The 22,873-nt window shown below is 65.4% G+C and carries 29 protein-coding genes; 24 read left to right on the top strand and 5 right to left on the bottom strand.

The features are described from left to right. Positions 1-264 precede the first annotated feature (264 nt). Complete coding sequence (locus ACZ1JY_RS14230) at positions 265-948, top strand: class I SAM-dependent methyltransferase (protein ID WP_465129721.1); 684 nt, start codon at positions 265-267, stop codon at positions 946-948. A 28-nt stretch (positions 949-976) separates the two neighbouring features. Here the strand turns inward: ACZ1JY_RS14230 and ACZ1JY_RS14235 are convergent, their stop codons facing one another. Continuing rightward, positions 977-1,390, bottom strand: a complete 414-nt coding sequence (locus ACZ1JY_RS14235; RefSeq protein ID WP_465129722.1) for a DUF3597 domain-containing protein — start codon at positions 1,388-1,390, stop codon at positions 977-979. Between the two features lie 98 nt (positions 1,391-1,488). Here ACZ1JY_RS14235 and ACZ1JY_RS14240 point away from each other — a divergent pair, with 98 nt between their 5' ends. From ACZ1JY_RS14240 to glmS, 3 genes are read left to right on the top strand one after another with little or no spacing between them, the layout of a single operon-like run. Further along, complete coding sequence (locus ACZ1JY_RS14240) at positions 1,489-1,737, top strand: ribbon-helix-helix domain-containing protein (RefSeq protein WP_062341970.1); 249 nt, start codon at positions 1,489-1,491, stop codon at positions 1,735-1,737. Positions 1,738-1,739: 2 nt separating this feature from the next. Beyond that, a complete protein-coding gene (locus tag ACZ1JY_RS14245; protein ID WP_465129723.1) occupies positions 1,740-2,105 on the top strand; it encodes a PIN domain-containing protein in 366 nt (121 codons plus the stop codon). A gap of 18 nt (positions 2,106-2,123) precedes the next feature. Then, positions 2,124-3,947, top strand: a complete 1,824-nt coding sequence (gene glmS / locus ACZ1JY_RS14250; RefSeq protein ID WP_465129724.1) for a glutamine--fructose-6-phosphate transaminase (isomerizing) — start codon at positions 2,124-2,126, stop codon at positions 3,945-3,947. Between the two features lie 7 nt (positions 3,948-3,954). On the opposite strand, the gene ACZ1JY_RS14255 is transcribed toward glmS, so the two are convergent. Both ACZ1JY_RS14255 and ACZ1JY_RS14260 read right to left on the bottom strand, forming a co-directional pair. Further along, positions 3,955-4,494 carry an rRNA large subunit pseudouridine synthase E gene (locus ACZ1JY_RS14255; RefSeq protein WP_465129725.1) on the bottom strand — a complete coding sequence of 180 codons (540 nt, stop codon included), beginning with the start codon at positions 4,492-4,494 and terminating at the stop codon, positions 3,955-3,957. A gap of 9 nt (positions 4,495-4,503) precedes the next feature. Further along, positions 4,504-5,178, bottom strand: a complete 675-nt coding sequence (locus ACZ1JY_RS14260) for a glutathione S-transferase (RefSeq protein ID WP_465129726.1) — start codon at positions 5,176-5,178, stop codon at positions 4,504-4,506. 73 nt (positions 5,179-5,251) lie between these two features. Here ACZ1JY_RS14260 and ACZ1JY_RS14265 point away from each other — a divergent pair, with 73 nt between their 5' ends. Then, positions 5,252-6,124, top strand: coding sequence for a MipA/OmpV family protein (locus ACZ1JY_RS14265; protein ID WP_465129727.1), 873 nt, complete (start codon positions 5,252-5,254; stop codon positions 6,122-6,124). Positions 6,125-6,188: 64 nt separating this feature from the next. Here the strand turns inward: ACZ1JY_RS14265 and ACZ1JY_RS14270 are convergent, their stop codons facing one another. Both ACZ1JY_RS14270 and ACZ1JY_RS14275 read right to left on the bottom strand, forming a co-directional pair. After that, positions 6,189-6,482, bottom strand: coding sequence for an usg protein (locus ACZ1JY_RS14270; protein ID WP_168902873.1), 294 nt, complete (start codon positions 6,480-6,482; stop codon positions 6,189-6,191). A 150-nt stretch (positions 6,483-6,632) separates the two neighbouring features. Beyond that, positions 6,633-7,274 (bottom strand): YqaA family protein, encoded by a 642-nt coding sequence (locus ACZ1JY_RS14275; RefSeq protein WP_168902872.1) that lies wholly within the window; start codon positions 7,272-7,274, stop codon positions 6,633-6,635. Positions 7,275-7,507: 233 nt separating this feature from the next. Between ACZ1JY_RS14275 and ACZ1JY_RS14280 the strand changes: the two genes are divergently transcribed. The 19 genes from ACZ1JY_RS14280 to ACZ1JY_RS14370 all read left to right on the top strand — a co-directional run bounded on the left by ACZ1JY_RS14280 (position 7,508) and on the right by ACZ1JY_RS14370 (position 22,862). Beyond that, positions 7,508-8,035, top strand: coding sequence for a hypothetical protein (locus tag ACZ1JY_RS14280; RefSeq protein WP_465129728.1), 528 nt, complete (start codon positions 7,508-7,510; stop codon positions 8,033-8,035). Further along, positions 8,028-9,350 carry a DNA-packaging protein gene (locus ACZ1JY_RS14285; protein WP_465129729.1) on the top strand — a complete coding sequence of 441 codons (1,323 nt, stop codon included), beginning with the start codon at positions 8,028-8,030 and terminating at the stop codon, positions 9,348-9,350. Before ACZ1JY_RS14280 ends, ACZ1JY_RS14285 begins: the two co-directional genes overlap by 8 nt. A 156-nt stretch (positions 9,351-9,506) precedes the next feature. Next, the gene (locus ACZ1JY_RS14290) at positions 9,507-10,670 is read left to right on the top strand and encodes a phage portal protein (RefSeq protein WP_168902870.1); all 1,164 of its coding nucleotides are present in this window, start codon (positions 9,507-9,509) and stop codon (positions 10,668-10,670) included. Then, positions 10,667-10,975 (top strand): DUF6127 family protein, encoded by a 309-nt coding sequence (locus tag ACZ1JY_RS14295; RefSeq protein ID WP_168902869.1) that lies wholly within the window; start codon positions 10,667-10,669, stop codon positions 10,973-10,975. Before ACZ1JY_RS14290 ends, ACZ1JY_RS14295 begins: the two co-directional genes overlap by 4 nt. Continuing rightward, positions 10,972-11,394, top strand: a complete 423-nt coding sequence (locus ACZ1JY_RS14300) for an HK97 family phage prohead protease (protein ID WP_465129730.1) — start codon at positions 10,972-10,974, stop codon at positions 11,392-11,394. Before ACZ1JY_RS14295 ends, ACZ1JY_RS14300 begins: the two co-directional genes overlap by 4 nt. A gap of 77 nt (positions 11,395-11,471) precedes the next feature. Beyond that, positions 11,472-12,617, top strand: a complete 1,146-nt coding sequence (locus ACZ1JY_RS14305; RefSeq protein WP_465129731.1) for a phage major capsid protein — start codon at positions 11,472-11,474, stop codon at positions 12,615-12,617. A 110-nt stretch (positions 12,618-12,727) separates the two neighbouring features. Beyond that, complete coding sequence (locus ACZ1JY_RS14310; RefSeq protein ID WP_465129732.1) at positions 12,728-13,279, top strand: head-tail connector protein; 552 nt, start codon at positions 12,728-12,730, stop codon at positions 13,277-13,279. After that, entirely contained in the window at positions 13,276-13,434 is a 159-nt protein-coding gene (locus ACZ1JY_RS14315) for a hypothetical protein (protein ID WP_168902865.1), read from the top strand. The genes ACZ1JY_RS14310 and ACZ1JY_RS14315 overlap by 4 nt, the downstream gene beginning before the upstream one ends. A gap of 3 nt (positions 13,435-13,437) precedes the next feature. Continuing rightward, complete coding sequence (locus ACZ1JY_RS14320; RefSeq protein ID WP_168902864.1) at positions 13,438-13,833, top strand: DUF3168 domain-containing protein; 396 nt, start codon at positions 13,438-13,440, stop codon at positions 13,831-13,833. Between the two features lie 29 nt (positions 13,834-13,862). After that, positions 13,863-14,270: a phage major tail protein, TP901-1 family gene (locus tag ACZ1JY_RS14325; protein WP_168902863.1), complete on the top strand. Its 408-nt coding sequence runs from the start codon at positions 13,863-13,865 to the stop codon at positions 14,268-14,270. Then, the gene (locus tag ACZ1JY_RS14330; protein WP_206065474.1) at positions 14,270-14,584 is read left to right on the top strand and encodes a gene transfer agent family protein; all 315 of its coding nucleotides are present in this window, start codon (positions 14,270-14,272) and stop codon (positions 14,582-14,584) included. The genes ACZ1JY_RS14325 and ACZ1JY_RS14330 overlap by 1 nt, the downstream gene beginning before the upstream one ends. Further along, positions 14,581-14,778, top strand: coding sequence for a phage tail assembly chaperone (locus ACZ1JY_RS14335; RefSeq protein ID WP_168902862.1), 198 nt, complete (start codon positions 14,581-14,583; stop codon positions 14,776-14,778). The genes ACZ1JY_RS14330 and ACZ1JY_RS14335 overlap by 4 nt, the downstream gene beginning before the upstream one ends. Beyond that, positions 14,768-15,346: a tail tape measure protein gene (locus ACZ1JY_RS14340; protein ID WP_465129733.1), complete on the top strand. Its 579-nt coding sequence runs from the start codon at positions 14,768-14,770 to the stop codon at positions 15,344-15,346. Before ACZ1JY_RS14335 ends, ACZ1JY_RS14340 begins: the two co-directional genes overlap by 11 nt. Positions 15,347-15,364: 18 nt before the next feature. Continuing rightward, positions 15,365-17,704: a DUF2460 domain-containing protein gene (locus tag ACZ1JY_RS14345; RefSeq protein ID WP_465129734.1), complete on the top strand. Its 2,340-nt coding sequence runs from the start codon at positions 15,365-15,367 to the stop codon at positions 17,702-17,704. Then, the gene (locus tag ACZ1JY_RS14350) at positions 17,701-18,519 is read left to right on the top strand and encodes a DUF2163 domain-containing protein (RefSeq protein WP_168902859.1); all 819 of its coding nucleotides are present in this window, start codon (positions 17,701-17,703) and stop codon (positions 18,517-18,519) included. The genes ACZ1JY_RS14345 and ACZ1JY_RS14350 overlap by 4 nt, the downstream gene beginning before the upstream one ends. Further along, positions 18,516-18,911, top strand: coding sequence for an NlpC/P60 family protein (locus ACZ1JY_RS14355; RefSeq protein ID WP_465129735.1), 396 nt, complete (start codon positions 18,516-18,518; stop codon positions 18,909-18,911). Before ACZ1JY_RS14350 ends, ACZ1JY_RS14355 begins: the two co-directional genes overlap by 4 nt. 5 nt (positions 18,912-18,916) lie before the next feature. Beyond that, positions 18,917-21,109 (top strand): phage tail protein, encoded by a 2,193-nt coding sequence (locus tag ACZ1JY_RS14360; RefSeq protein ID WP_465129736.1) that lies wholly within the window; start codon positions 18,917-18,919, stop codon positions 21,107-21,109. A 25-nt stretch (positions 21,110-21,134) separates the two neighbouring features. After that, positions 21,135-21,593 carry a DUF2793 domain-containing protein gene (locus tag ACZ1JY_RS14365; RefSeq protein WP_465129737.1) on the top strand — a complete coding sequence of 153 codons (459 nt, stop codon included), beginning with the start codon at positions 21,135-21,137 and terminating at the stop codon, positions 21,591-21,593. Between the two features lie 192 nt (positions 21,594-21,785). Next, on the top strand, positions 21,786-22,862 hold the full coding sequence (locus ACZ1JY_RS14370) for an OmpA family protein (RefSeq protein ID WP_465129738.1): 1,077 nt from the start codon (positions 21,786-21,788) through the stop codon (positions 22,860-22,862). Positions 22,863-22,873: the final 11 nt, after the last annotated feature.

Raw genomic sequence — 22,873 nt, forward strand, 5'->3', positions numbered from 1 at the left:
GCGAATAGATTTCCTCCGATGTGGATCATTATTACTTGTTGATTCTCAAAATCTTGCAAATCAAAGCCCTTCTCTCCGACAAATCTGATTGAATTTAATGCACTCCCCGTTGTGTAGGCTGTTGCGGTTGGCCGGAGCAGGTCCGGGATCGGGGGGTGCATGTACAAATCGAGTTTTGGCGAGGGTTTGCGATTTCTGATCGGGCTTCCGTTAAGCCTTATCTACTTTCCGATCATGGTGCTGACAGTTGTCGTCTACGTTCTGATGCCGCGGTCCGTCGTTGCGCGCCTGCAGGAAGACAACCGTCGCAAGGAGATTTCGGCGCGGCTCAAGGCGATGGATCAGTTCGTCAACAAGGGTGAGCGGGTGCTCGACTTTGGTGCCGGGCGTGGCGATTTTCTGAAGCACGTCGCCCGCGATTTCTCTGTCGACATCATTGGCATCGACATTATCGACTATACCGATGACGACGTCGAAGTGTTGATGTTCGATGGAGACCGCATTCCGTTGCCGGACAAGAGCGTCGATGTCGGTATGGCTGCCTTCGTGCTTCATCACATCGTAAATCAGGATCGGGCCATGGCAGAACTGATCCGCGTCTGTCGCAGCCGGATCATCATCTTTGAGGACACGTTCTTCACGCCTTGGCAGTGGGTTTTCGTTGCCTGGAACGACTATTACGCCAACATCATCATGGGCAGCGTCCGGGCGTGGAAGAGCCTCGGTAAGTTCACCATCGCGAAAATGCCGATGCCTCTTACGTTTCGGTCAGTGCGCGGTTGGGGCGCATTCTTCGGCGGGTACGGCCTGACGACCAAGTCAGTCCAGGTTCGGCATAACGCGATCAAGCCAATGTCGAAGGTGACCTTCGTGCTTGAGGTGGCTCCGCAAGACGCAAGCGTCGAATTGGCATCGATTCCGACCGAGCTTGTTCCGGCTATGGCCTGATCGCCAAGGGCTGAACGCGCCTGCCGGATCAATCCAGCATTGCCGCCCGCACCTTGCCGCCGTTCTGCGCAAGCTTGCGCATGGTGGCCTTGTGGAGCCAGATGTTCATTTCGGCCGAACCGTCGAGCGCGCCCTTGTAGCCGAGTTCCTGGGCGAGTTCCTTGCGGTTGGCGAGGCTGGAATCGATGCCCAGGAGCTTCATCAGGTCGACGATCGAGGTGCGCCAGTTGAGGTCCTTGTCCTGGGCCATCTCGCTGAGGTTGGCTTCGACGTCGAACTGCGAAACGGGCGCCGGTGCGGGTGCGGTTGGTGCAGGCGCTGGCGTCGATGCAGAAGGAGCGGCGGGGGTTGGGGTGGGCGCGGGCTTGGGCGTCTGGCCAGTCTGGGTCGGGCGCGTGCCCTTCCACGAGATGGCGTCCATGATCTTGCTGAAAATGCTCATCGATTGCTCCTGCGATGGGTTTCCACAGGCAACTGGCGAGGGCGGGGATGCGTTCCTCAGGGCTTGACGATAGCGCGATATCATATCATGATATCGTCATGACTCGCATCCTTGCCGACATTCCGGATGAAGACATTGCCGCGCTGGATGCTCGCGCCAGCGAGCAGGGCAAGTCGCGGGCCGCGCTGGTGCGCGAGGCTGTGAAGCTCTATCTCGTGCAGAGCGATACCAGCAACGACTGGATCGACCGCTATGCCGGGCTCTGGGCACATCGCACCGATATCGGCGACAGCGTCGAGTATCAGCGCGCCATGCGTGAAGATCGCCGCCCCTACGAAGACATCTGACCTTGTCTGCACCGTTCTTCGACACCAACATCGTCATCGATTGGCTGAGGCGCATGCCCCATGCAACCCAAGAGATCGCGCGTTATCGCAGCCACCGCATCAGCCGGATCGTGTGGACCGAAGTCATGGCTGGCGAGGCGCTGGAACGGCGCGATCTCGTCCGAGAAGCCCTGAGCCATTTCGATTGCGTGGAAATCGATGCGCGGATCGCCACGGCGGCAGCAGATATCCGCTATCGCAGCCGCATGAAGCTGATGGATGCCTATATCCTCGCTACCGCGCAGGTTAACGGTTCGATCCTGATTACACGAAATACCAAGGATTTTCCGGCAACCATGCCCGGCATCCGGGTGCCCTATACTCTCTAGTCGAAAGCAGTTGCCTGCATGTGCGGAATTATCGGAATCGTCGGCAAGGAACAGGTGGCGGACCGGCTGGTCGATGGCCTGCGGCGGATGGAATATCGCGGCTATGATTCGGCAGGGATCTGCACGGTCGAAGGCGGGCAGCTGGTGCGGCGGCGGGCCGAGGGCAAGCTCAACAATCTTGTGCTGGAACTCGCGCGCAATCCGGCCTCGGGCCTGATCGGCATTGCCCACACCCGCTGGGCAACCCATGGCGCGCCGACAACGAGCAACGCGCATCCACATGCCACGGGCGAAGTGGCGCTGGTTCACAACGGTATCATCGAGAACTTCAAGACCCTGCGCGACGCCCTGATAGCGCGGGGCCGCAAGTTCGAGAGCGAGACCGATACCGAAGTGGTGGCGCATCTCGTGTCCGAACAGGTCGAGGCAGGACTTTCGCCGCAGGACGCGGTGAAGGCCGTGCTGCCGACCTTGCGCGGCGCCTTTGCGCTCGCCATCGCTTTCCGCACCCATGACGACATGCTGATCGGTGCGCGGCTGGGATCGCCGCTGGTAGTCGGCTATGGCGAGGGCGAGACCTATCTCGGGTCCGACGCGCTTGCGCTCGCGCCGCTGACGCAGCGGATTACCTACCTCGAGGAAGGCGACTGGGTGGTGATCACCCGCGAGGGCGCGCAGATCTTCGATGCGGACAACAAGCTGGTCGAACGCCCCATCGTCGCCTCGGGCGCAACCGCTGCAGCAATCGAGAAGGGCAATTACCGCCACTTCATGCAGAAGGAGATCTTCGAGCAGCCGGTGGTGGTGGCGCAGACGCTGCGGTCCTACTTGCGCCGGGTGGAGCAGACCGTGGCGCTGCCGCAGATTGACTTCGACCTTGCCAGCATCAACCGCGTGACCATCGTCGCCTGCGGGACGAGCTTCTATGCCGGCATGGTCGCCAAGTACTGGTTCGAGCAGTTCGCGCGCCTGCCGGTGGACATCGATGTGGCGTCCGAGTTCCGCTATCGCGATCCGGTGCTGGAGCCGGGCGGCCTTGCCCTGTTCATCTCGCAGAGCGGCGAAACCGCCGACACGCTCGCAGCGCTGCGGCACTGCAAGGCGGCGGGGCAGACCATTGCCGTGGTCGTCAACGTGCCGACGAGTTCGATGGCGCGCGAGGCGGATCTGCTGCTGCCTACCCATGCCGGGCCGGAAATCGGGGTTGCCTCCACCAAGGCGTTCACCTGCCAGCTGGCGGTGCTCGCGGCGCTGGCGGCGCACCTTGCGGTCAAGCGTGGGCGGCTGACACGCGAGGAAGAGGCCGAGATCGTCGAGCAGCTGGTCGAGACGCCGGCCTGCCTCAACGCGGCGCTTGCCCATGACGAGGAGATCGCCGGCATGGCGCACCTGATCGCGCCGGCCCGCGATGTGCTCTACCTCGGGCGCGGGCCAGACTATCCGCTGGCGCTGGAAGGAGCGTTGAAGCTCAAGGAAATCAGCTACATCCACGCAGAAGGCTATGCCAGCGGCGAGATGAAACATGGTCCCATCGCGCTGATCGACGAGGCGGTGCCGGTGATCGTGCTGGCGCCTTCTGGCCCGCTGTTCGAGAAGACCGTGAGCAACATGCAGGAAGTGCGTGCGCGCGGCGGCAAGGTGGTGCTGATCTCCGACGCAGAAGGCATTGCCGAGGCGGGTGAGGGGTGCCTGGCCACGATCGAGATGCCCAAGGTGCACCCGCTGATCGCGCCGCTGGTCTATGCCGTGCCGGTGCAATTGCTGGCCTACCACGTCGCCGTGGCCAAGGGCACCGACGTCGATCAGCCGCGCAATCTGGCAAAGTCCGTCACTGTCGAATAGGCAGGCGCTATAGCGCCCGCCATTCTCCGGGGGCGATGCCGTCCAGCGTCCAGTCGCCGATCTGCCAGCGGACGAGGCGCAGCGTGGGGTGGCCGACGGCTGCGGTCATGCGTCGGACCTGGCGGTTGCGGCCTTCGCGGATGGTGAGGCGCAACCAGCTGTCGGGGATGGATTTTCTCACGCGGATCGGCGGATCGCGGGGCCACAGCGCCGGGTCGTCGATGCGCTCGACCCTGGCGGGGAGGGTGGGCCCGTCCTTCAGCGTGACACCCTTGCGCAGGGCCTGCAATGCGGCCTCGTCGGGCTCGCCTTCTACCTGAACAAGATAGGTTTTCGGCAGCTTGTGGCGGGGGTCGGCGATGCGGGACTGGAGGGGGCCGTCGTCGGTCAGGAGGAGCAGGCCTTCGCTGTCATGGTCCAGCCGGCCGGCAGGGTAAACGCCTGGAAAGTCTATGAAATCCGCAAGCGTAGGCCGGGGCGGGCCGGTGCGTTCGGGGGAGAACTGGCACAGTACGCCGAAGGGCTTGTTGAACGCGATGAGGGCCATGCGGGGGGCTTAGGCGCTTGATTCCTGGGCGGCAATCGCGCGTTTCCAACTCTCGCGGGCAGAGAGGAAACTCCAGCGGTCGCGCAGCGAACTTGGCACGAACTCTTCGAGACCGACCGACAGTGCTAGCATTATCGCGTATCCGACCGAGATATCGGCCATGGTGAACCGCCCGGCAGCGACGAATTTCTCCCCCATCATCGCTTCGGCATTGCGCAATCTTGAGCCGAACCATTCGGCGTAATCGCGAGCGATCTCGGGGCGGCGATCTTCAGGCTTGGCGAAGACCTGATAGCGCAAGTGGATTGTCTGCGGGAAGGTGAGCGTCGCTTCACCCATGACGAGGAAGTTGAGGTAGGCGGCATAGCCATCCTCATGCGGGGCGACGGCGAGGTCCGTGGGGCCGTACTTCGTGGCGAGATAGTGCGGGATCGCGACGCTTTCGGTCATCCGCACGTCGCCATCGATCAGGACCGGGATCGTGCCCAGAGGGTTGATGTCGTGCATGCCTTCGTGGCGGTGGCGGGGCGGGAAGGGGAGGGTGTGGAGCCGGTAGGGCAGCCCCATTTCCTCGAGCGCCCAGAGCGCGCGGAAGGAGCGGGCGTTCTTGCAGTGGTAGAGCGTGAGCATCGCCCGAGGATTGCGGGCCTGCGCCCGCAGCACAAGGGCAAGTTTTCGACACATTGCCGCAAAGTGCGGGTCGTGAAGGCAATCCATAGGACAGCACGGGTCGTTACTTACACTGAGGAGAATAAGGATGCGTGTCATTCGAGCGATGGTGCTCTCTGCCCTGGGATTTTCCTTGGCGAATCTGGCCCTGACGCATCCGGCGCTGGCACAGACGGCGCCTTCGGCCACCGCTCCAGTGCGGCCGGCGGGGCCGCCGATGGTGCCGCAGGGTTGGACGATGACCGTGGGCGTGGCACCGGTGTTCGGGATGGCGTGGCAAGGGTCGAAGGACACCGCGCTTTCGATCTTCCCGGACCTGCGGGTCAACTACAAGGACACGCTGTTCCTTTCGGTGCAGGACGGGTTGGGCTGGAACGCGGTCAATCAGGATGGCTGGAAGGCGGGGCCGATCGTGCGGGCCCGCTTCGGGCGGAACGAGGATGACGGCGGATCGCCGTTCCTGATCGCGGGAGGCAGCGACGCCCTGCGCGGGATGGGCGACGTGGACATTGCCGGAGAAGCCGGGGGCTTTGTCGAGAAGCGGCTGGGGGCGAAGAAGCAGTGGCGCCTGCGCGCCGAGGTCCGGCAGGGCTTTGGCGGGCATGAGGGCGTGGTGGGCGACGTGCTGGCGCAGTATTCGGGGCGTTCGGGCAAGGTGATCTATGCGGTCGGGCCGCGGGCGACCTTTGCCAGCGGCGATTTCATGCGGACCTATTACGGGGTGGATGGTGCCCAAGCGGCACGCACCGGGCTGGCGGTTTCGCGGCCTGACGGAGGGCTGGTTTCCTATGGGATGGGGGCGAATCTGATCCGGCCGCTGGACCGGAAGCGCGCGGTGGCGGTCTTTGCCGGTGTTGACCGGTTGGGCGGTGAGCCGGCCGGGAGTTCATTGATCCGCGAGCGGGGGCAGCGGACGCAGTTTTCGATCGGGCTGGGGTATTCCTACCGGTTCGGGCTTTGATTCCGGCGTAGTGCCTATGCCCACCCCCGACCCCTCCCGCCTGCGGGAGGGGGGAAAGGACGCGTCAGTTGATCGAGATCACGCCATCGACGGCGCGCCATTCCTGCGGGCCGATCAGGTGGTTGTGGGCGATGCGGACCGAGTGGAGTGCGGCCTCGATTTCGCGCCGCCAGTGATCGAGGAAGCCGTGGAGGCGCGGGAAGCGTGGGGCGAGATCGTATTGCTGGAAGGCGAACATCTGCAGCAGGCTGGGGTGGTCCGGCAGGTAGTAGTGGATCTGGATGGTGGTCAGGCCGTAGCCTTCCATCTGCAGCCTGATGTCCTCCCCAAGGGTGTTGGCGCCAGTCACACGTCCCATGCTCTTCCTTCCTTCGTACTGGAAGGAGCATCGGCCGATTGGAGCGCGATGCTCCGACCTCATGCAAAGTCGCAGAAACAGTTACAACTGTGACGAAAATTCCTGAAGAAGCGGTGAACCGTCAAGAGGGTTGAAAAGCGTATTCCACAATCAGCGCGCGGCGATGGGGGCGACCTGTTCGCACTTGGCCTTGGTATCGGACGGGCCGCTGCCGCCGAGCATCGTCGCGGCAATAAAGCCACCGACGACGAGCAGGACGAAGCCGACGGTGACGAGGCCGAGGTACTTGTCGATGAAGCGCTTGATCGGCGCACCGAACAGGCGGAACAGCACGCCGACAATCATGAAGCTGATCGAGCGGCTGACCACGCTGGCGAGGATGAACGGCACCAGCGGCATGGCGATGAAGCCAGCGGTGATCGTCAGCAGCTTGAACGGGATGGGCGTGGCGCCCTTGATCATGATGATCTCGACCCCGTATTCGCGCAGGTAGCAGGCCGCCTTGGGGAAGCTTTCGGTGAGGTGCAGCGCGGCCAGCAGCTGGGTGCCGACAGTATCGTACAGGCCATAGCCGATCGCATAGCCGAGCAGGCCGCCCAGCACCGAGGCGATCGTGGCAACCGCGGCGAAGCGCACCGCCTTTTTCGGTTCTGCCAGGCACATCAGGCCGAGCAGGGGGTGCGGCGGGATCGGGAAGAAGCTTGCCTCCATGAACGCGAACAGCGCGAGCCACCATTCGGCATGGGGGTGCGCGGCCTTGGCCATGGTCCAATCGTAGAGGCGGCGAAGCATCGGGATCCCGTTCGTTGTTGCGGATGTGCGGATAGGGGAGGCGGGGGCGTAGTGCCAGAGCTTCTTTGAGTCTGGTTATGTCGAAGATGATAGATAACCTAATTGGCACTTTTTGATTGACTTTCCCGGTCAATTGAGTACATATCAAGAACATCGCAAGGCCGAATCGTTCTGAAAGCGGGAACGGCGGGCGGTGGCGTCAGAAAAGCTCAATTCCGAAAGGGATGGTCCGCATGGCCAAGCCGAAAGTGCAGCCGGGTGCCGATGAGTCATGTGCGGAGGCCGCGTGCGTGGACGTTCCCCATGGGGAACTGGAACCTGCGCAGCCGCCGAAGACGAGGAAGAGCAACAGGCCTTGGCGACCGGTGTTCCTTGCCGTGCTGGCCGAAACATCGAACGTGACGGCGGCGGCGGCGGCGGCGGAAATTCCGGCATCGCGGGCGTACAAGGACAAGCGCGACGATGGCGAGTTTGCCGCGCGGTGGCGCGAGGCGCTGTGCGAGGGCTACGACCTGCTGGAGATCGAGGTGCTGCATCGCCTGCGCTTTGGCGAGCCGAAGGACGGCGCCAAGTTCGACAATGCGACGGCGCTGCGGCTGCTTTCGCAGCACCGCGACACCGTGGCGCGCGAGCGGGCGATCCGCGACAATGCCGACGTGGAAGCGGTGCGCAGATCGCTTCACGCCAAACTGCTGCAGATCCGCGAGGAAGTGTATCGCCAGCGCCAGACGGCCGCCTGCGATGTGAGCGCGCATGGCTGAGCGGGCGCTGCTGGACTGGCTGTCCGAAGCAAGCCCCGAGCGCATTGCCGCTTTCGTCGAAGGACTGGACGAGAAGGAGATTACCGAGTGGCCGTTTGACTGGCGGACCTGGGCGCGGGAAAACCAGCTTGCCCCGCACGACGATTGGCGGGTGTGGCTGGTCATGGCCGGGCGCGGGTTCGGCAAGACGCGACTGGGTGCGGAATGGGTGCGCGGTGTGGCCGAGACCGATCCGGAGGCACGGATTGCGCTGATCGGATCATCGCTCCACGAAGCGCGCAGCGTGATGGTGGAAGGCGAGAGCGGGCTGCTTTCGATCGGGGCACCATGGCGGCGGCCGACCTATGAAAGCTCGGTCCGGCGCCTGACCTGGCCGAACGGGGCGCAGGCCTTCCTCTATTCGGCGGGCGAGCCGGAAGCTTTGCGCGGGCCGCAGCACAGCCATGCCTGGTGCGACGAGATTGCCAAGTGGGACAACATGTCGAACCGGGCGCTTTCGACCTGGGACAACCTGCTGATGGGGCTGCGGCTGGGGAGCGATCCCAGGCTGGTGGCGACGACTACGCCGCGCCCGGTGCCACTGGTGGCGCGGATCGTGGGCCAGCGTGAAGATGTGGTGGTGACGCGCGGGACGACGTTCGACAATGCCGCGAACCTGCCCGAGCGCTTCATCGAGGCGATGCGCAAGACCTTTGGCGGGACCATGCTGGGACGGCAGGAACTGCTGGGCGAAATGATCGAGGATCTGGCCGGCGCGCTGTGGAGCCGCCGCCTGATCGAAGGGGGCCGCGAGGACGTGGCGCCGCCGTGTACGCGGATCGTGATCGGGGTGGACCCTCCGGCCAGCGCGCACGGTGATGCTTGCGGGATCGTGGTCTGCGGCATCGGGGATGACCGGATCGCCCGGGTGCTGGCCGATTGTTCGGTGGAACAGGCCAGTCCCGAGCGCTGGGCCCGCGCCGTCGTCAATGCCGCGCAGGCCTGGTCGGCTGACCGGGTGGTGGCCGAGGCGAACCAGGGGGGCGAAATGGTGAGTGCGGTGCTGCGTGCGGCACAGGCGAACCTGCCCCTGCGCCTTGTCCATGCGAGCCGCGGCAAGGCGGCGCGGGCCGAGCCGGTGGCGGCGCTCTATGAAGCGGGGCGGGTGCGCCATGCCGGGATGTTCGCAAGGCTGGAGGACGAGTTGTGCGGAATGATGCCGGGCGGAGAATATCAGGGGCCGGGGCGATCTCCGGACCGGGCGGATGCCTGTGTCTGGGCGCTGACCGAGCTGATGCTGGGGCAACAGGCGGAGCCGCGCATCTGGTTTGATTGAAGGTTTTGGTGGGGCTGCCTGGTTTGTGCCGCTTGCCCACCCCCGACCCCTCCCGCCTGCGGGAGGGGAGAAGAGAAGTGCGCCCTCCCGCCTGCGGGAGGGGCGGAGAAGTGCGCCTTAAGCGCGGTCGTTCAGTTTCATCATGAAAGGCAGACTATGTCGTTCTTTCAATCGCTTGCTGCTGCCTTCAAGGGCGAGGCGGTGACGCCGCGGGCGCCGCTGGGGCGCAGTTTCGTCTCGCCGTGGATTGCCGCCTCGGACTGGCGCGGGGATGCCGCTCGCGGGCCGATCAACTATCCCGTGGCGATCCGCGAGGCTTACTTGCGCAATCCCGTGGCACAGCGCGCGGTGCGGCTGGTGGCCGAGGGGATCGGCGGGGCGCCGGTCAAGGCTTCGCAGCCCGAACTGCTGGCGCTGATCGGTGAGACCAGTGCGGGCCAGCCGCTGATCGAGACGCTGGCGGCGCATCTCATGCTGCACGGCAATGCCTATGTGCAGGTGCTGCGCGACGCCGACGGGGTGCCGGTGGAACTGTTTGCGCTGCGGCCCGAGCGGGTGACGGTTATTCCCGATGCGGCGGGCTGGCCCGCGGCCTTTGCCTACAAGGTGGGCGAGAAGGCGATGCGCATTGACGCCGCGGACGACTTTGGCCGGCCCAACCTGATCCATGTGAAGCACTTCCACCCCCTCGACGATCACTATGGCGCAGGGTGCCTGGAAGCGGCGGAGGAGGCCGTGGCGATCCACAATGCGGCGGCGGGCTGGAACCGAAGCCTGCTGGAGAACGCGGCGCGGCCTTCGGGGGCGCTGGTCTATGATCCGGGCGAGCCGGGGGCGGCGCTTTCGGCCGACCAGTTCGAGCGGATCAAGGCTGAACTGACGGCGGCCTATTCGGGCATGGGCAATGCCGGGCGGCCGATGTTGCTGGAAGGCGGCCTCAGGTGGCAGGCGCTGGCGCTGACCCCGGCGGACATGGACTTTGCCACGCTGAAGGCAGCGGCGGCGCGCGACATCGCGCTGGCCTTCGGGGTGCCGCCGATGCTGCTGGGGATTCCCGGCGACAATACGTACGCCAACTATCGCGAGGCGAACCGGGCGCTGTGGCGGCTGACGCTGCTGCCGCTGGCGGGGAAGGTGCTTTCCGCGCTGGCCGAGGGCTTGGCGGGATCGTTCAAGGGGGCGGCGTTGAGCGTCGATCTCGATGCGGTGCCGGCACTGGCCGAGGATCGCGAGCGATTGTGGGCGCAGGTTTCGGGCGCGGACTTCCTTTCGGCTGACGAGAAGCGCTCTCTTCTCGGGATCGGTGAGGTGCAGGCATGACGCGCGAGGACATGCTGGCGCGGCTGGTCGCGCAGGCCGAGGACGAGGGCGGCGATCTCGTCACCTTGCGGGCGATCGTGGAGGAGGCTTCGGACCTCGGCGCGGCGCGGGTGCTGAGCCGGATGGGGCTGGCCGACGATCATGCGCTGACCGACATGGCCGAGCTTCGCCAGCTGCTGGGCGCCTGGCGCGATGCCAAGGCGAGCGCGTGGAAGGCCGTGGTGACCTGGGTGGTGCGGGGCCTGTTGGCGCTGCTGCTGCTGGGCATTGCGATGCGCCTTGGCCTGACGGAGCTGGTGCGATGAGCGGCCCGGTGCGGTTTGCCGGCTATGCCGCGATCTTCCGCAAGCGCGACAGCGGCGGGGATACGATCCTGCCGGGCGCATTCAAGGGCAGTCTCGAGCGCAGGCTGGCCGAAGGGCTGAAGCTGCCGCTGCTGTGGCAGCACCGCCCGGACCAGCGCATCGGCTGGATCGAAAGCGCGGGCGAGGACGAGCGGGGTTTGCGTGTCGTGGCGCGGATCGATGCTGCGGATTCGGCAGCGGCGCGGGCGCTCAAGGACGGGGCCGTGGACGGTCTGTCGTTCGGCTACCGCGTGCTCAAGGGCCGGGCGCTGCCGGGCGGGCGCGAGCTGGAGGATCTCGACCTGTTCGAGGTGAGCCTGGTGACCCGGCCGATGCAGCCACTGGCGCGCGTGCATTTCGTCGAGCCGGAAACGGCCTGATTTTTCCGAAACCGAAGTCCCCGATGGGCCGCGCGGTCCCGTGCGACCTGTTTCATGCAGAAAGGACGTTGAGCCACATGGATAATCTGGAGATCGAAACCAAGGCGGATGCCATCGCTGAATCGTTCGACATCGTCGAGCGCCAGGATGCGCATGATGCCGCCATCGCCGCGCTGCGCAGCGAGGTGGAGGAAGTGAAGGGCCGGATCGAGCGGGCGGGCCGCATGGCGGTGCGTCCGATGCTGGCCGGTGGTGCCGAAGGCGGGCAGGAGCAGAAAGGCTTTGTCGACGGCTATATCCGCCATGGCCGCGAGACCGAGCTGAAGGCGCTTTCGGGCACGGTGGCAGCCGATGGCGGCTTTGCCGTACCGCAGCAGATCGACGAGATGATCGCGCGCCGTCTGGTCGAGATCAGCCCGATCCGTTCGGTTGCCAATGTCGTGCGTACCGGCACTTCGGGCTTCCGCCGCCTGATCTCGATCGGCGGCGCGGCTTCGGGCTGGGTCAGCGAGACCGGCGCACGTCCGGAAACGGCAAGCCCGAAGCTGGCCGAAATCCTGCCGCCGACCGGTGAGCTCTATGCCAACCCCTCGGCGACGCAGGCGATGCTCGACGATGCGGCGTTCGATGTGGAGAGCTGGCTCGCGAACGAGATCGCGACCGAATTCGCCCGCGCCGAAGGTGCGGCGTTCATCAACGGCACCGGCACCAACCAGCCCAAGGGCTTCCTTGGTGCGACGATGAGCACGGCGGGCGACAATACGCGCGCGTTCGGTTCGCTGCAGTTCGTGGGTTCGGGCAATGCCTCTGGCTTTGACAGCGCGCCGGATGCCAAGCTGATCGACCTGGTGTTCCAGATGAAGGCACCGCTGCGCCAGGGCGCGGTGTGGGTGATGAACTCGACCACGCTGGCGACGATCCGCAAGCTCAAGACCGCGGACGGCGCATTCCTGTGGCAGCCGGGCCTGGTGCAGGGCCAGCCCGATCGCCTGCTCGGCTATCCGGTGATCGAGGCCGAGGACATGCCGGACGTGGCGGCCAACGCCTTCCCGATCGCGTTCGGCAACTTCAAGGCCGGCTACCTGATCGCGGAGCGTCGCCAGACCACGATCCTGCGCGATCCTTATACCAACAAGCCCTACGTCCAGTTCTATGCCACCCGCCGTGTCGGCGGGCAGGTGATGGACAGCGACGCGATCAAGCTGCTGAGAATCACGGCCTGATCGACGCCTGGCTGATCTTTCCGGAGGCCTGAAATCCTCCGGATGCCTGCGGCGGTTCCTCCCCCTGCCGCCGCAGGCCCCCTTTCCTTCCAAGATGACCGGAGATTGCCATGATGCGGGCAATTGTCGCGCCGCCAGCCGTGGCCTCGGCGGCGCTTAGCGAACTGAAGGCCTGGCTCGGGATTACCCGGACCGCCGACGATGGCGAGCTTGCCGCGCTGATGCGCGCCGCGTTTGACGTGTGCGAAGGCTTTACCGGCACGATGCCGCTGCAATCGGGCTGCGAGGACATGCTGGAAGCCAGCGGCGACTGGCAGGCACTTTCGGCCCGACCGGTCACCGCGATCACCGCGATGGCGGGGCTCAGCACCGCCGGCCTGCGCACGGCGCTGGCTTCGACCGATTACGAGCTGGACATCCGTGCCGATGGCACCGGCCTGGTGCGGTTGCGCCGACCAATCGACCAGACGCGGGTGGTGGTGACCTATGTTGCGGGTCTTGCCGCTGATTGGACAACTCTGCCCGAGGCGATCCGCCATGGCGTGATCCGCCTAGCCGCGCACCAGCACCGCGCGCGTGACGACGAGAAGAAGGCGGCAACGCTGCCGCCGGCGGTGGTCGCGGCGCTGTGGCGGCCGTGGCGGCGGATGCGCCTCGCATGATCGAGGCGCGGGCCGACGGCGCCGGGCTGGTTCGGCGGCTGACCGAGAAGGCCGAGGCGCTGGCCAAGGCGCGGGCGGCAATGCTGGCGAAAGGCAGGAGTGCAGCGCGCTGGCGCATTTCCGGTTTGCTGTGGCCGCTGTTTGGAAAGGAATAGGCGATGGAAATTCCCTTTCGAGCCGCTTTGATCGACTGGCTGGCGAGCGATCCGGCATTGGGCGCGGCGCTCAATGCCGTGGTTGAGGAAGCACCTTCGCGCGTGGCCTTGCCGTGGCTGGCGCTGACGGCGAGCGCGAGCACCAACTGGGGCACCAAGACGCTGGCAGGCCGCGAGATCCGCGTGGCGCTGGAGCTGAACTTCCGCAGCGACGATCCGCTGGGCGGCGCAGCGCTGGTCGCGGCGATCGAGGCTCGGGTCGAGAGCCTGCCCTACGACCAGACTGCGAGTGGTTTCCGCATTGCCAGCATGGCGATGCTGAAAGCGCGGGCCGAGCAGCGCGGCGAAGCGCTGCGAGTGGTCGTGCTGGAATACCGGGCGCGCGTGATGGCGGCCTGACACCTCATTCTGTTTGAAGGAGAACCGACATGGCAGCACAGAAGGGAAGCGCCTTTCTGCTGAAGATCAGCGATGGCGCGGCAACGCCGACCTACAACACCGTGGCGGGCCTGCGCACCACGCAGATGTCGATCAACGGCGAGGCGGTGGTGATTACCTCGAAAGATTCAGGCGGGTGGCGCGAGCTGCTTTCAGGCGCGGGCACGCGTTCGGTGACGGTCAGCGCGGCGGGCATCTTCCTTGGCAGCGCGGCCGAGGGCCAGGTGCGCGGCAATGCGCTTTCCGGGACGATCGCCGACTATGAGCTTTCGTTCGAGGGTGGCGAGAAGATGCGGGGCAAGTTCCTTGTGCAGCGGCTCGATTACTCGGGCGATTTCAACGGCGAGCGCAATTACACGATGACGCTCGAAAGCTCGGGCGTGGTGGCGCAGGTCTGATGGCTGAAGCAGCCAACCCGCACCGGGGTGAAGCGGTGCTTTCGCTTGGCGGTCAGCCGCTGGTGCTGCGCCCGACATTCGGCGCGCTGGTGGCCGCCGAAGAAGAACTGGGATCGCTGTTCGCACTGGTCGAGCGGGCGAGCGCCGGGCAGCTGCGGCTGGCCGAGATGGTCGCACTGTTCTGGCATGCCTTGCGCGATCGCAACGGACTGGAACGCGCCGACTTTGCCGAGGCGGTGGCGCGCGAGGGCTTGGCCGCCTGTACGCCGGTGCTGCGTGCACTGATCGTGCAGGTGCTGAAGGGCGGCGGATGAGCGGCACCTTCGGCAAAGTGGCAGCGCGGTTATCGGGACAGGCCGCGCTGCTGCTTGGCTGGCCGCCGCACCGGTTCTGGGCAGCGACACCCGAGGAGCTGGCCACGATCCTTGCCGCGATGCGGGCGCCCGATGGCGAAGGCGTGGATCGCAGCATGATCGACAGACTGATGGAGCAAGACCGTGACGGATGAACTCGACACGCTGATGATCGACGTGCGCGCCAATACCTCAGGCTTCACAGCGGACGTGGCGCAGATGCGCGGGAGCTTCGATTCGATCCTGGTGGATGGTTTCGGGCGGGCGGGCGACACACTGGAGCGGGGCCTGCTGGGCGCGATCCGGCGCGGCTCGCTGGGCTTCGAGGACCTGCGGCGCGTGGCGCTGAACGTGGTTGGCGACATTGCCGCGCAGGCCGTGCAGGCCGGGATCGGCTCGATTGGCGGCGCGACTGGCGCGCAATCGGGCGGGATCGGCGGGTTGCTGACGGGGCTGGTCTCGTCGATCTTCGGTTTGCCGGGGCGTGCAACCGGCGGGCCGGTGGCTCCAGGCAGGGGCTATCTGGTGGGCGAGCGGGGGCCGGAGCTGTTCGTGCCGACGTCAGCAGGGCGGGTGGAGCCTTCGGTTGGTGGTGGCCGGGGGCGCGACGTCAACGTCTCGATCCGCATTGTCAGCCCGCAAGGCAGCCACCAGCCCGAAAGCTTGCGCCGATCGGGCAAGCAGGTGGCGCAGGCGGTGCGCCGCGCTCTCAACGAATTCTGATCAGGCGGGGAACCGGCGATGAGTTACTGGCTGGCAAAGCGCCGCACGGTGCAGCAGACCGACACGATCCAGCGCTTCGATCCGCGCTTTTGGACGGTGAATTTCCCAAGGCCGGCACTGGCTTCGGTGGTGACGACCGCACCCGATGCATTGCGGGTCGATGCGGTGTTTCGCAAGGCGGACGATCTTGTCGGCCTGATCTGGGAATCCGAGGACAAGTGGGATCACCCGCTGCTGGCCTATGAAACGCGGCGCGATTATTCGCGGCTGACGCTTTCATTTCGGTGGCGCTCTGCGGGTGTCCTGCCGCTGGATGCCGTGAACGGGCCGACGCTGACGATCGAGGGACGCGATGCGGATGGCAATGCGCGGGCGTGGTACGTGCGGCTGTGGAACTATGCCAGCGGAACTCCGACCGACGCGCAGATCACGCTGAAGTTCTCGGAACTTGATGGCGGGTTTCTGCTGCCTGCCGAAGCTGACCCTGTGCATCCAGCGGACATCGACCGGTTGTTCATCTCGCTGGTGGCGCCGGCTTACGCTGCCGGTGATGCGACGCCGTTTGCCACTTCGGCAGCGGGGTGGGCGGAGCTTTCGGGCATTTCCTGCCAGGGACACAAGCCGATGCTGGAACTGGGCGATGTGATGGTCCCGCCGCACGGCCTTGCCATGTGCACCGGCTATGACGATGCCTACAACCTGACGCCGGCGCGACTGCTGCGGCAGATCAGGGGCCTCGGCTATCGCGGGAGCATCAACCATTACATCGGCATGAGCCACTTCTATTCGCTGGTGCCGGATGGCGCTGGCGGGTTCGTGGTCGATCCCTGGCAGCCGGCGATTAATCCGGCGGCGCAGACATGGCACGAGGCGTTCCTTGCCGGGGCGAAGGCGATGGGGCAGACCGTGATTGCCTCGCAATCATACGAGGTGCTGGCGCAGAACTGCCCGGCAGCGTGGCAGCAGAAGGCGTGGGACGGAACCCCGGCGCGGACCGGATGGGTGCCGCCATCGGCGCTGCTTTCGCCTGCGAACGCACAGGCGATGGCTTGGGTGCGCAAGGTGGGCGTGGCGCTGGTTGGCCTGTTGCAGGGCGCAGGCCTTCCGGTGCGGCACCAGGTGGGCGAGCCGTGGTGGTGGGTGACGCAGGACCGGCGCATCTGCATCTATGACGATGCGGCGAAGGCGGCGTTTGGCGGCAGTCCGGTGAACATTCCGGACATGGGCGAGACTCTCAGCGCGGCACAGAAGAGCCTGCTCGATCAGGCAGGGGCCTTGCTGGCGCAATCGACGGCGGATCTCGCCGCTGCGGTGAAGGCGGCTGCGGGTGGCGCGGGGGCGGAGACGCTGCTGCTGGCGTTCCTGCCGACCGTGCTCGATCCTGTGACGCCCGAGGCTTATCGCGCGAACCTGCCGGTTGGCTGGGCTTCGCCTGCTTTCGACGTGCTGCAGCTGGAAGACTACGACTGGGTGACAGCGGGCAAGGATGCGCTGCGGGCCAAGGCGCGCGTGATCGCCGAAGCACGGCTGGGCTATTCGCGATCGCAGCAGCATTATCTGTCCGGGTTCGTCCTGCTGCCTGAGAACGCTGCGAGCGACTGGGCGCGCATTGACGCTGCAGCAAGCGAGGCGGTGGGCCTTGGCGTTGCGGAGACCTTCATCTGGGCGCTGCCGCAGGTTTCACGCGATGGCTTTACCCGGCTTCCCGACATGAGCGGAGACGAGACCATGCAATCCTTCGACGATGTCCTGTTCCCGCTGGCGTTGGGACGCGATGCTTCGGTGACGCCGGAGTTTTCGACCAATGTCACGATCACGGCTTCGGGTTTCGAGCGGCGCAACAGCCTGTGGTCGGACGCGCGGCTGCGCTTCGATGTGGGGCCGGGGGTGCGCTCGGAGGCCGAGCTGGGCGAACTGATTGCGTTCTTCCGGGCGCGGCGCGGGCAGGCGCGAGGGTTCCGCCTGCGCGATCCTTCGGACTTCAGCTCCAATGGTATGACCGGGGTGCCGACGCCGATGGATCAGGTGCTGGGGACGGGTGACGGCGCGACCTCGCGCTTTGCCCTGGTCAAGCACTATGGCGAGGGCGGCGATGCGCAGAAGCGTCGGATCACCCGGCCGCGCGCGGAATCGCTGCGGGTTAGCGTGAACAGTGCGGAAACCGGCGACTTCTCGCTCGATGCCAAAGGCGTGCTGGTCTTTGCGACGGCACCGGCGGCAGGGTCTGTGGTGCGGGCAGGCTTCTATTTCGACGTGCCGGTGCGTTTTGCCGAGGATCGTCTCGACATCTCGGGCGCGGAGTTTGCCGCTGGCGAAGCACCGAGCGTGCCATTGGTCGAACTGCGAGAAGACGCATGAGCCGGACCTGGTTCAGCCAGTCGCTCGAGACCGTGGCGGTGTGGTGGCGGATCGAGCGGCGCGACGGTGTGGCGCAGGGCTTCACCAGCCATGACCGCGACCTGGTATTCGCCGGGCTTCGCCATAGGACGGCGCCGGGCATGGTGCCATCGGCGGTGCGTCGGACAGCCACGCTTGAGACGGACTCGGCGGAAGTTTCGGGCGCGCTGGCCCACGATGCGATCGGCGAGGCGGACCTTGCCGGCGGGCGCTTTGACGGTGCGCGCGTGGCGATGGGGCTGGTCGATTGGGAAAGCCTCGAGTTCGAGACGCTGTTCACCGGGACGATCGGATCGGTCGGCCGCGAGGGGGAGCAGTTCTCGGCCGAGCTGGAATCGCTCAAGCAGGTGCTGGCGCGCGACCTGGTGCCGCGCACGTCGCCCACCTGTCGCGCCGAATTCTGCGGTGATGGCTGCACGCTTTCGTCGGCGCGCTTCACGCATGAGGCCACGTTGACCGAGGTGGGGGCGGGCCGGCAGTGGGTGAGGGTCGGCGGCATTACGCCGGCTGATTTCGCTTTCGGTTGGCTGAGGCCGGTCGACGGTGGCGATGCCGGGGCGGTGCTGCGCGTGCGCGCGGTGGATGATGGCTGGCTCGTACTCGAACGGCCCTTGGCGGACGATGCGGCGGCGGGGCAGCGGGTGCTGCTGCGCGAAGGCTGCGATCACACGATCGCCACCTGTTCGGCGCGGTTCGGCAATGCCGTGAACTTCCAGGGCGAGCCATACCTTCCCGGCAACGACCTGCTTACCCGTTATCCGGCTGCGCAAGGATGAGCGGGGCGCTTGCCGAGGCGGCGCTGGGCCTGTTGGGCGTGCCGTTCCGGCTGCACGGCCGCGATCCGGCCACGGGCCTCGATTGCGTGGGACTGGTGGCCGAAGCACTGCGCCGCGCCGGGCGGCGGCCTGATCCGCCGGAGGGCTATGCCCTGCGTTCTACCAGTGTGGCGCGGTTCCTGCGCTGCGCCGCGGCAAGCGGGCTGACGGAATGTGCGGAAGAGGGCGATATCGTGCTGTGCCGGGTCGGGGCGGTGCAATCGCATCTGGCGGTGCGCGTACCTGGCGGCTTCGTTCATGCCCACGCTTCGTTGGGGCGAGTGACGTTCCTGCCCGGATCGCTTCCATGGCCGGTCAGCCTGCAATGGCGACTGGCAGACGAGAAGGATTGATTGCGATGGCAACCCTGCTTCTTACCGCCGTGGGTACCGCGTTCGGCGGGCCGCTGGGCGGTGCGATCGGCGCGCTGCTGGGACAGCAGATCGACGGCGCGGTATTCGGCAAGCGCAAGGTCGAGGGGTCAAGGCTCAAGGAACTGTCGGTCCAGACTTCCAGTTATGGGTCGGCATTGCCGATGCATTTCGGCCGGATCCGTTCGTCGGGCAGCGTGATCTGGTCGACTGAACTGGTCGAGCACAAGCAGAAGAACGGTGGCGGGAAAGGGCAGCCCTCTGTCACCAGCTATACCTACACCGCGTCCTTTGCAGTCGCCGTATCGAGCAGGCCCATCGCGGGGATCGGCCGCATCTGGGCTGACGGCAACCTGTTGCGCGGTGCAGCCGGCGATCTGAAAGTGGGCGGAAGCGTCCGCGTGCATCAGGGCTATGCCGACCAGGCTCCTGACCCGTTGCTCGTGCAGGCCGAAGGGGAAGCGCTAAATCCTGCTTATCGCAGCATTGCGTACGTCGTGTTCGAGGATCTCGAACTGGCGGATTTCGGCAATCGTCTACCTTCCCTGACCTTCGAAATTCTGGCCGATGAAGGCGCGGTCAGTGCGGCCGAGGTCGTGCAGTTCCTGCTGCCGACGGCCGACGCCTCGGGCCTCGGTTCGCTCACGCTGGCGGGATATTCGGTCGAGCAGGGCGGCGTGGCTGATGCGGTGGCCACGCTGGCCGAACTGTCGCCGATTGCCTGCACTGTGGCCGACGAGAAGTTGCGCTTCCGGCTTGGCGACGACGGCCAGGACAATTCCCTTTGTTTGCCGCAGCCATGCGCCGGAGGCGAATCCGCCGAGGATGCGCGTGCCAGCGGCTGGTCGCGTCGGCGCGATGCCCTTCCGGTTTCACAGCAATGTGCGGTCCGCTACTACGATATCGGGCGGGACTACCAGCCCGGTCTGCAACGCAGCATTGGCCGCAGTGCCCCCGGAGACGTGGCTACCATCGAACTCCCGGCGGCAATGACGGCTGCCGAAGCGAGCGTCATCGCGGATCGTGCAGCGCGCCGACGGACGATTGCGCGCGACACGCTTCGTTACCGCATAACCGAGATCGATCATGCCTTTGCTCCCGGTGCCGTGGTGACAACTCCCGTCACCGAAGGCCGGTGGCGGGTGGAGCAATGGGAATGGCAGGCAGACGGGGTCATGCTGGATCTGGTGGCGGTGCCTCCATCTGCTCCTGTGGATACCGCGATCAGCGATCCGGGCAGGGCCAACCAAGCTCTTGATCTGCAACCGGGGCCTACGTCGCTCGCAGCTTTTGAATTGCCTTGGGACGGCGTGGGCGATCCGACCACGGTCAAGCTTCGGGTGGCTGCTTCATCGCCGAGCGCCGGGTGGACTGGTGCCGCCTTGTTCGTCCAGATGAGCGACGGGCAGCTAGCGGCAATTGGATCGACAGGTCGGCGCCGTGCGGTCTTGGGGCGAAGCCTTACGCAATTGCCCAAGGGGACGCCGCTGATCTTCGATGCGAGTGCTACGGTCGATGTGGCACTTGTGCCGCAGGATGCAGCGTTAGCTAACGCAACCTGGGCCCAATTGATGCAGGGCAGCAATCTTGCATACCTTGGATCCGAGCTCATCCAGTTTTCGCGCGCAGAAAGGCTTTCCAGCGGGACCTGGCGGCTCAGCGGTCTGCTTCGCGGGCGTGGGGGGACCGAGGCGGCCATCGCCAGCCATGCCATCGGCGAACACTTCGTGCTGATCGATGATGCTCTGACAAAAATCGATCCAGCGGACGTTGCCGAAGGTCTCGAAATCGCGGCGCTCGGGCGTGGTGACCCGGAAGTCGTCACCACCGAGGTGATCAACCGTGGCATCGGCTTGCGACCATTGGCCCCTGTGCATGGGCGGGCCAGACGCCTTGCCGATGGAGGGATGCAACTGGACTGGATCAGGCGCGCCCGCGGCGGCTGGGCATGGCTGGATGAGCTCGACCTCCCGCTGAACGAGCCCCAGGAACTCTGGCAGATCACTTATGGCACTGCGGAGGCAGTGAACCTTGCCTGGAACACGGCTGAGCCGCACCTGCAGCTGACTGCCGCGCAGGTTTCAGGCTTGGGCATCGCGACGGAGGCGCACCGCTTCAGCATACGGCAGGTGGGCAGGACCTCGCTGTCGCTGCCGCTGATCATCGCAGTACCAGCATGACCCGATTGCACAGAAAGGCAGGCACATGACGGACCCTATCAGCTATTCGAACGCCACCGCGCGGCTGGGACTCCCCCTGCTCTTTGCCGGGCAGGCGCAGAAGGAAACCACGGTGAACGAGGCACTTGCCTTGCTGGATCTTTGCGTGGCCGGATCTGTTCAGGGCGTTTTGAGCGATCCTCCGACCGCGCCGGCGGCCGGGCAAGCATGGATCGTGGGAACCAGCCCGACGGGAGCATTCACCGGCCACGCAAACGCAATTGCCGGCTGGACGGAAGGGGGGTGGCGCTTCGTCCAGCCAAGCATCGGCATGCGCAGCTATGACGTCCAGAAAGGCGCGTTCCGCCTGTTTGACGGGGGCTGGACCCTTGCTGTGGCCCCGGACAGCCCGCAGGGTGGCGCGATTGTCGATGCCGAAGCGCGGGCGGCAATCGCAGCGCTGATCGAACTGCTGAAAGTAACCGGCACAATTTCAGACAACTGAGTGGAACCAATTCCCTTTAGCGGCATTTCAACCGGACATGAGGGCGCAATCACCGAGAATTTGCACTGCACAATGGAGTCAATCCGTTGTTTTCATGCAACACTCGGTGTGTTTGTCCGCTTGCATGACCACTTTGGAACCGGTAGACAACCTGCACGACGTGGCATGATGTCGCTAAAAGGGGAAACGATAATGCGGAAACTGGTCCTGGGCCTTGCCCTGGCGTCGAGTGCCTTGGCATCTCCTGCGTTTGCACGAGATGATTCTTGGTACGTCGAGGCCGATGCCGGCGCAATGAAGGTTGAAGATTCGGAAGCTCTGAACGGCCAAGTCGTTCTCAGCAACCATGATGGCTACGACTTCGGCGGCATCGTCGGTTATGACTTCGGCGGTTTCCGCCTTGAAAGCGAAGTCAGCTACCGTCGTGCTTACAACGACTCGGTCGATTTCGGCGGACAGACCTTTACCAACCCTCAGGGCCATGCGGATGCGTTGAGCTTCATGGTCAACGGCCTGCTCGATTTCGGTCCTGACGACGGTCTGCAGGGCTTCGTTGGTGGTGGTGTTGGCGTCGCTCGCGCCAAGTACTTCATCAACGCTGGCGGCACTGGCGGCAACGGTCCGGCTGTGGCGATCAACGATTCCGACACCGGCTTCGCATGGCAGGCTCTGGCTGGCATTCGTGCACCGATCAGCGATCACGTCGATGTTGGTCTGAAGTATCGCTTCTTCAACGCCGACAAGGTCGATCTGGTTGCTGCTGACGGCACCGCGGCTCGCACGCGCTTCCGTTCGCACTCGATCCTCGGTACGCTGAGCTACAACTTCGGTGGTGCTGCTCCGGTGGAAGAAGCGGCTCCCCCGCCGCCCCCGCCGCCCCCGCCGCCCCCGCCGCCCCCGCCGCCGCCGGCTCCGGTCTGCAACAAGGGTCCGTACATCGTGTTCTTCGACTGGGATAAGTCGGACATCACGCCTGAGGCAGCAACGATCCTCGACAACGCGGTTACCGCATACGGCAACTGCGCAAGCGTTCCGATCATGCTGGCCGGTTATGCCGACCGTTCGGGCACCGTGAAGTACAATCAGGCCCTTTCGGAGCGCCGCAACGTGTCGGTCCGTTCGTACCTGACCTCGCACGGCATTCCGGATGGTTCGATCACCAGCCAGGCCTTCGGTGAAAGCAACAACCGCGTGCCGACCGCCGACGGCGTTCGCGAACTTCAGAACCGTCGCGTGGAAATCACGTACGGTCCGGGTTCGGGCATGTAAGGTTCGGCTTT

The organism is Novosphingobium sp. BL-A-41-Hi4B-X5A (assembly GCF_055521705.1).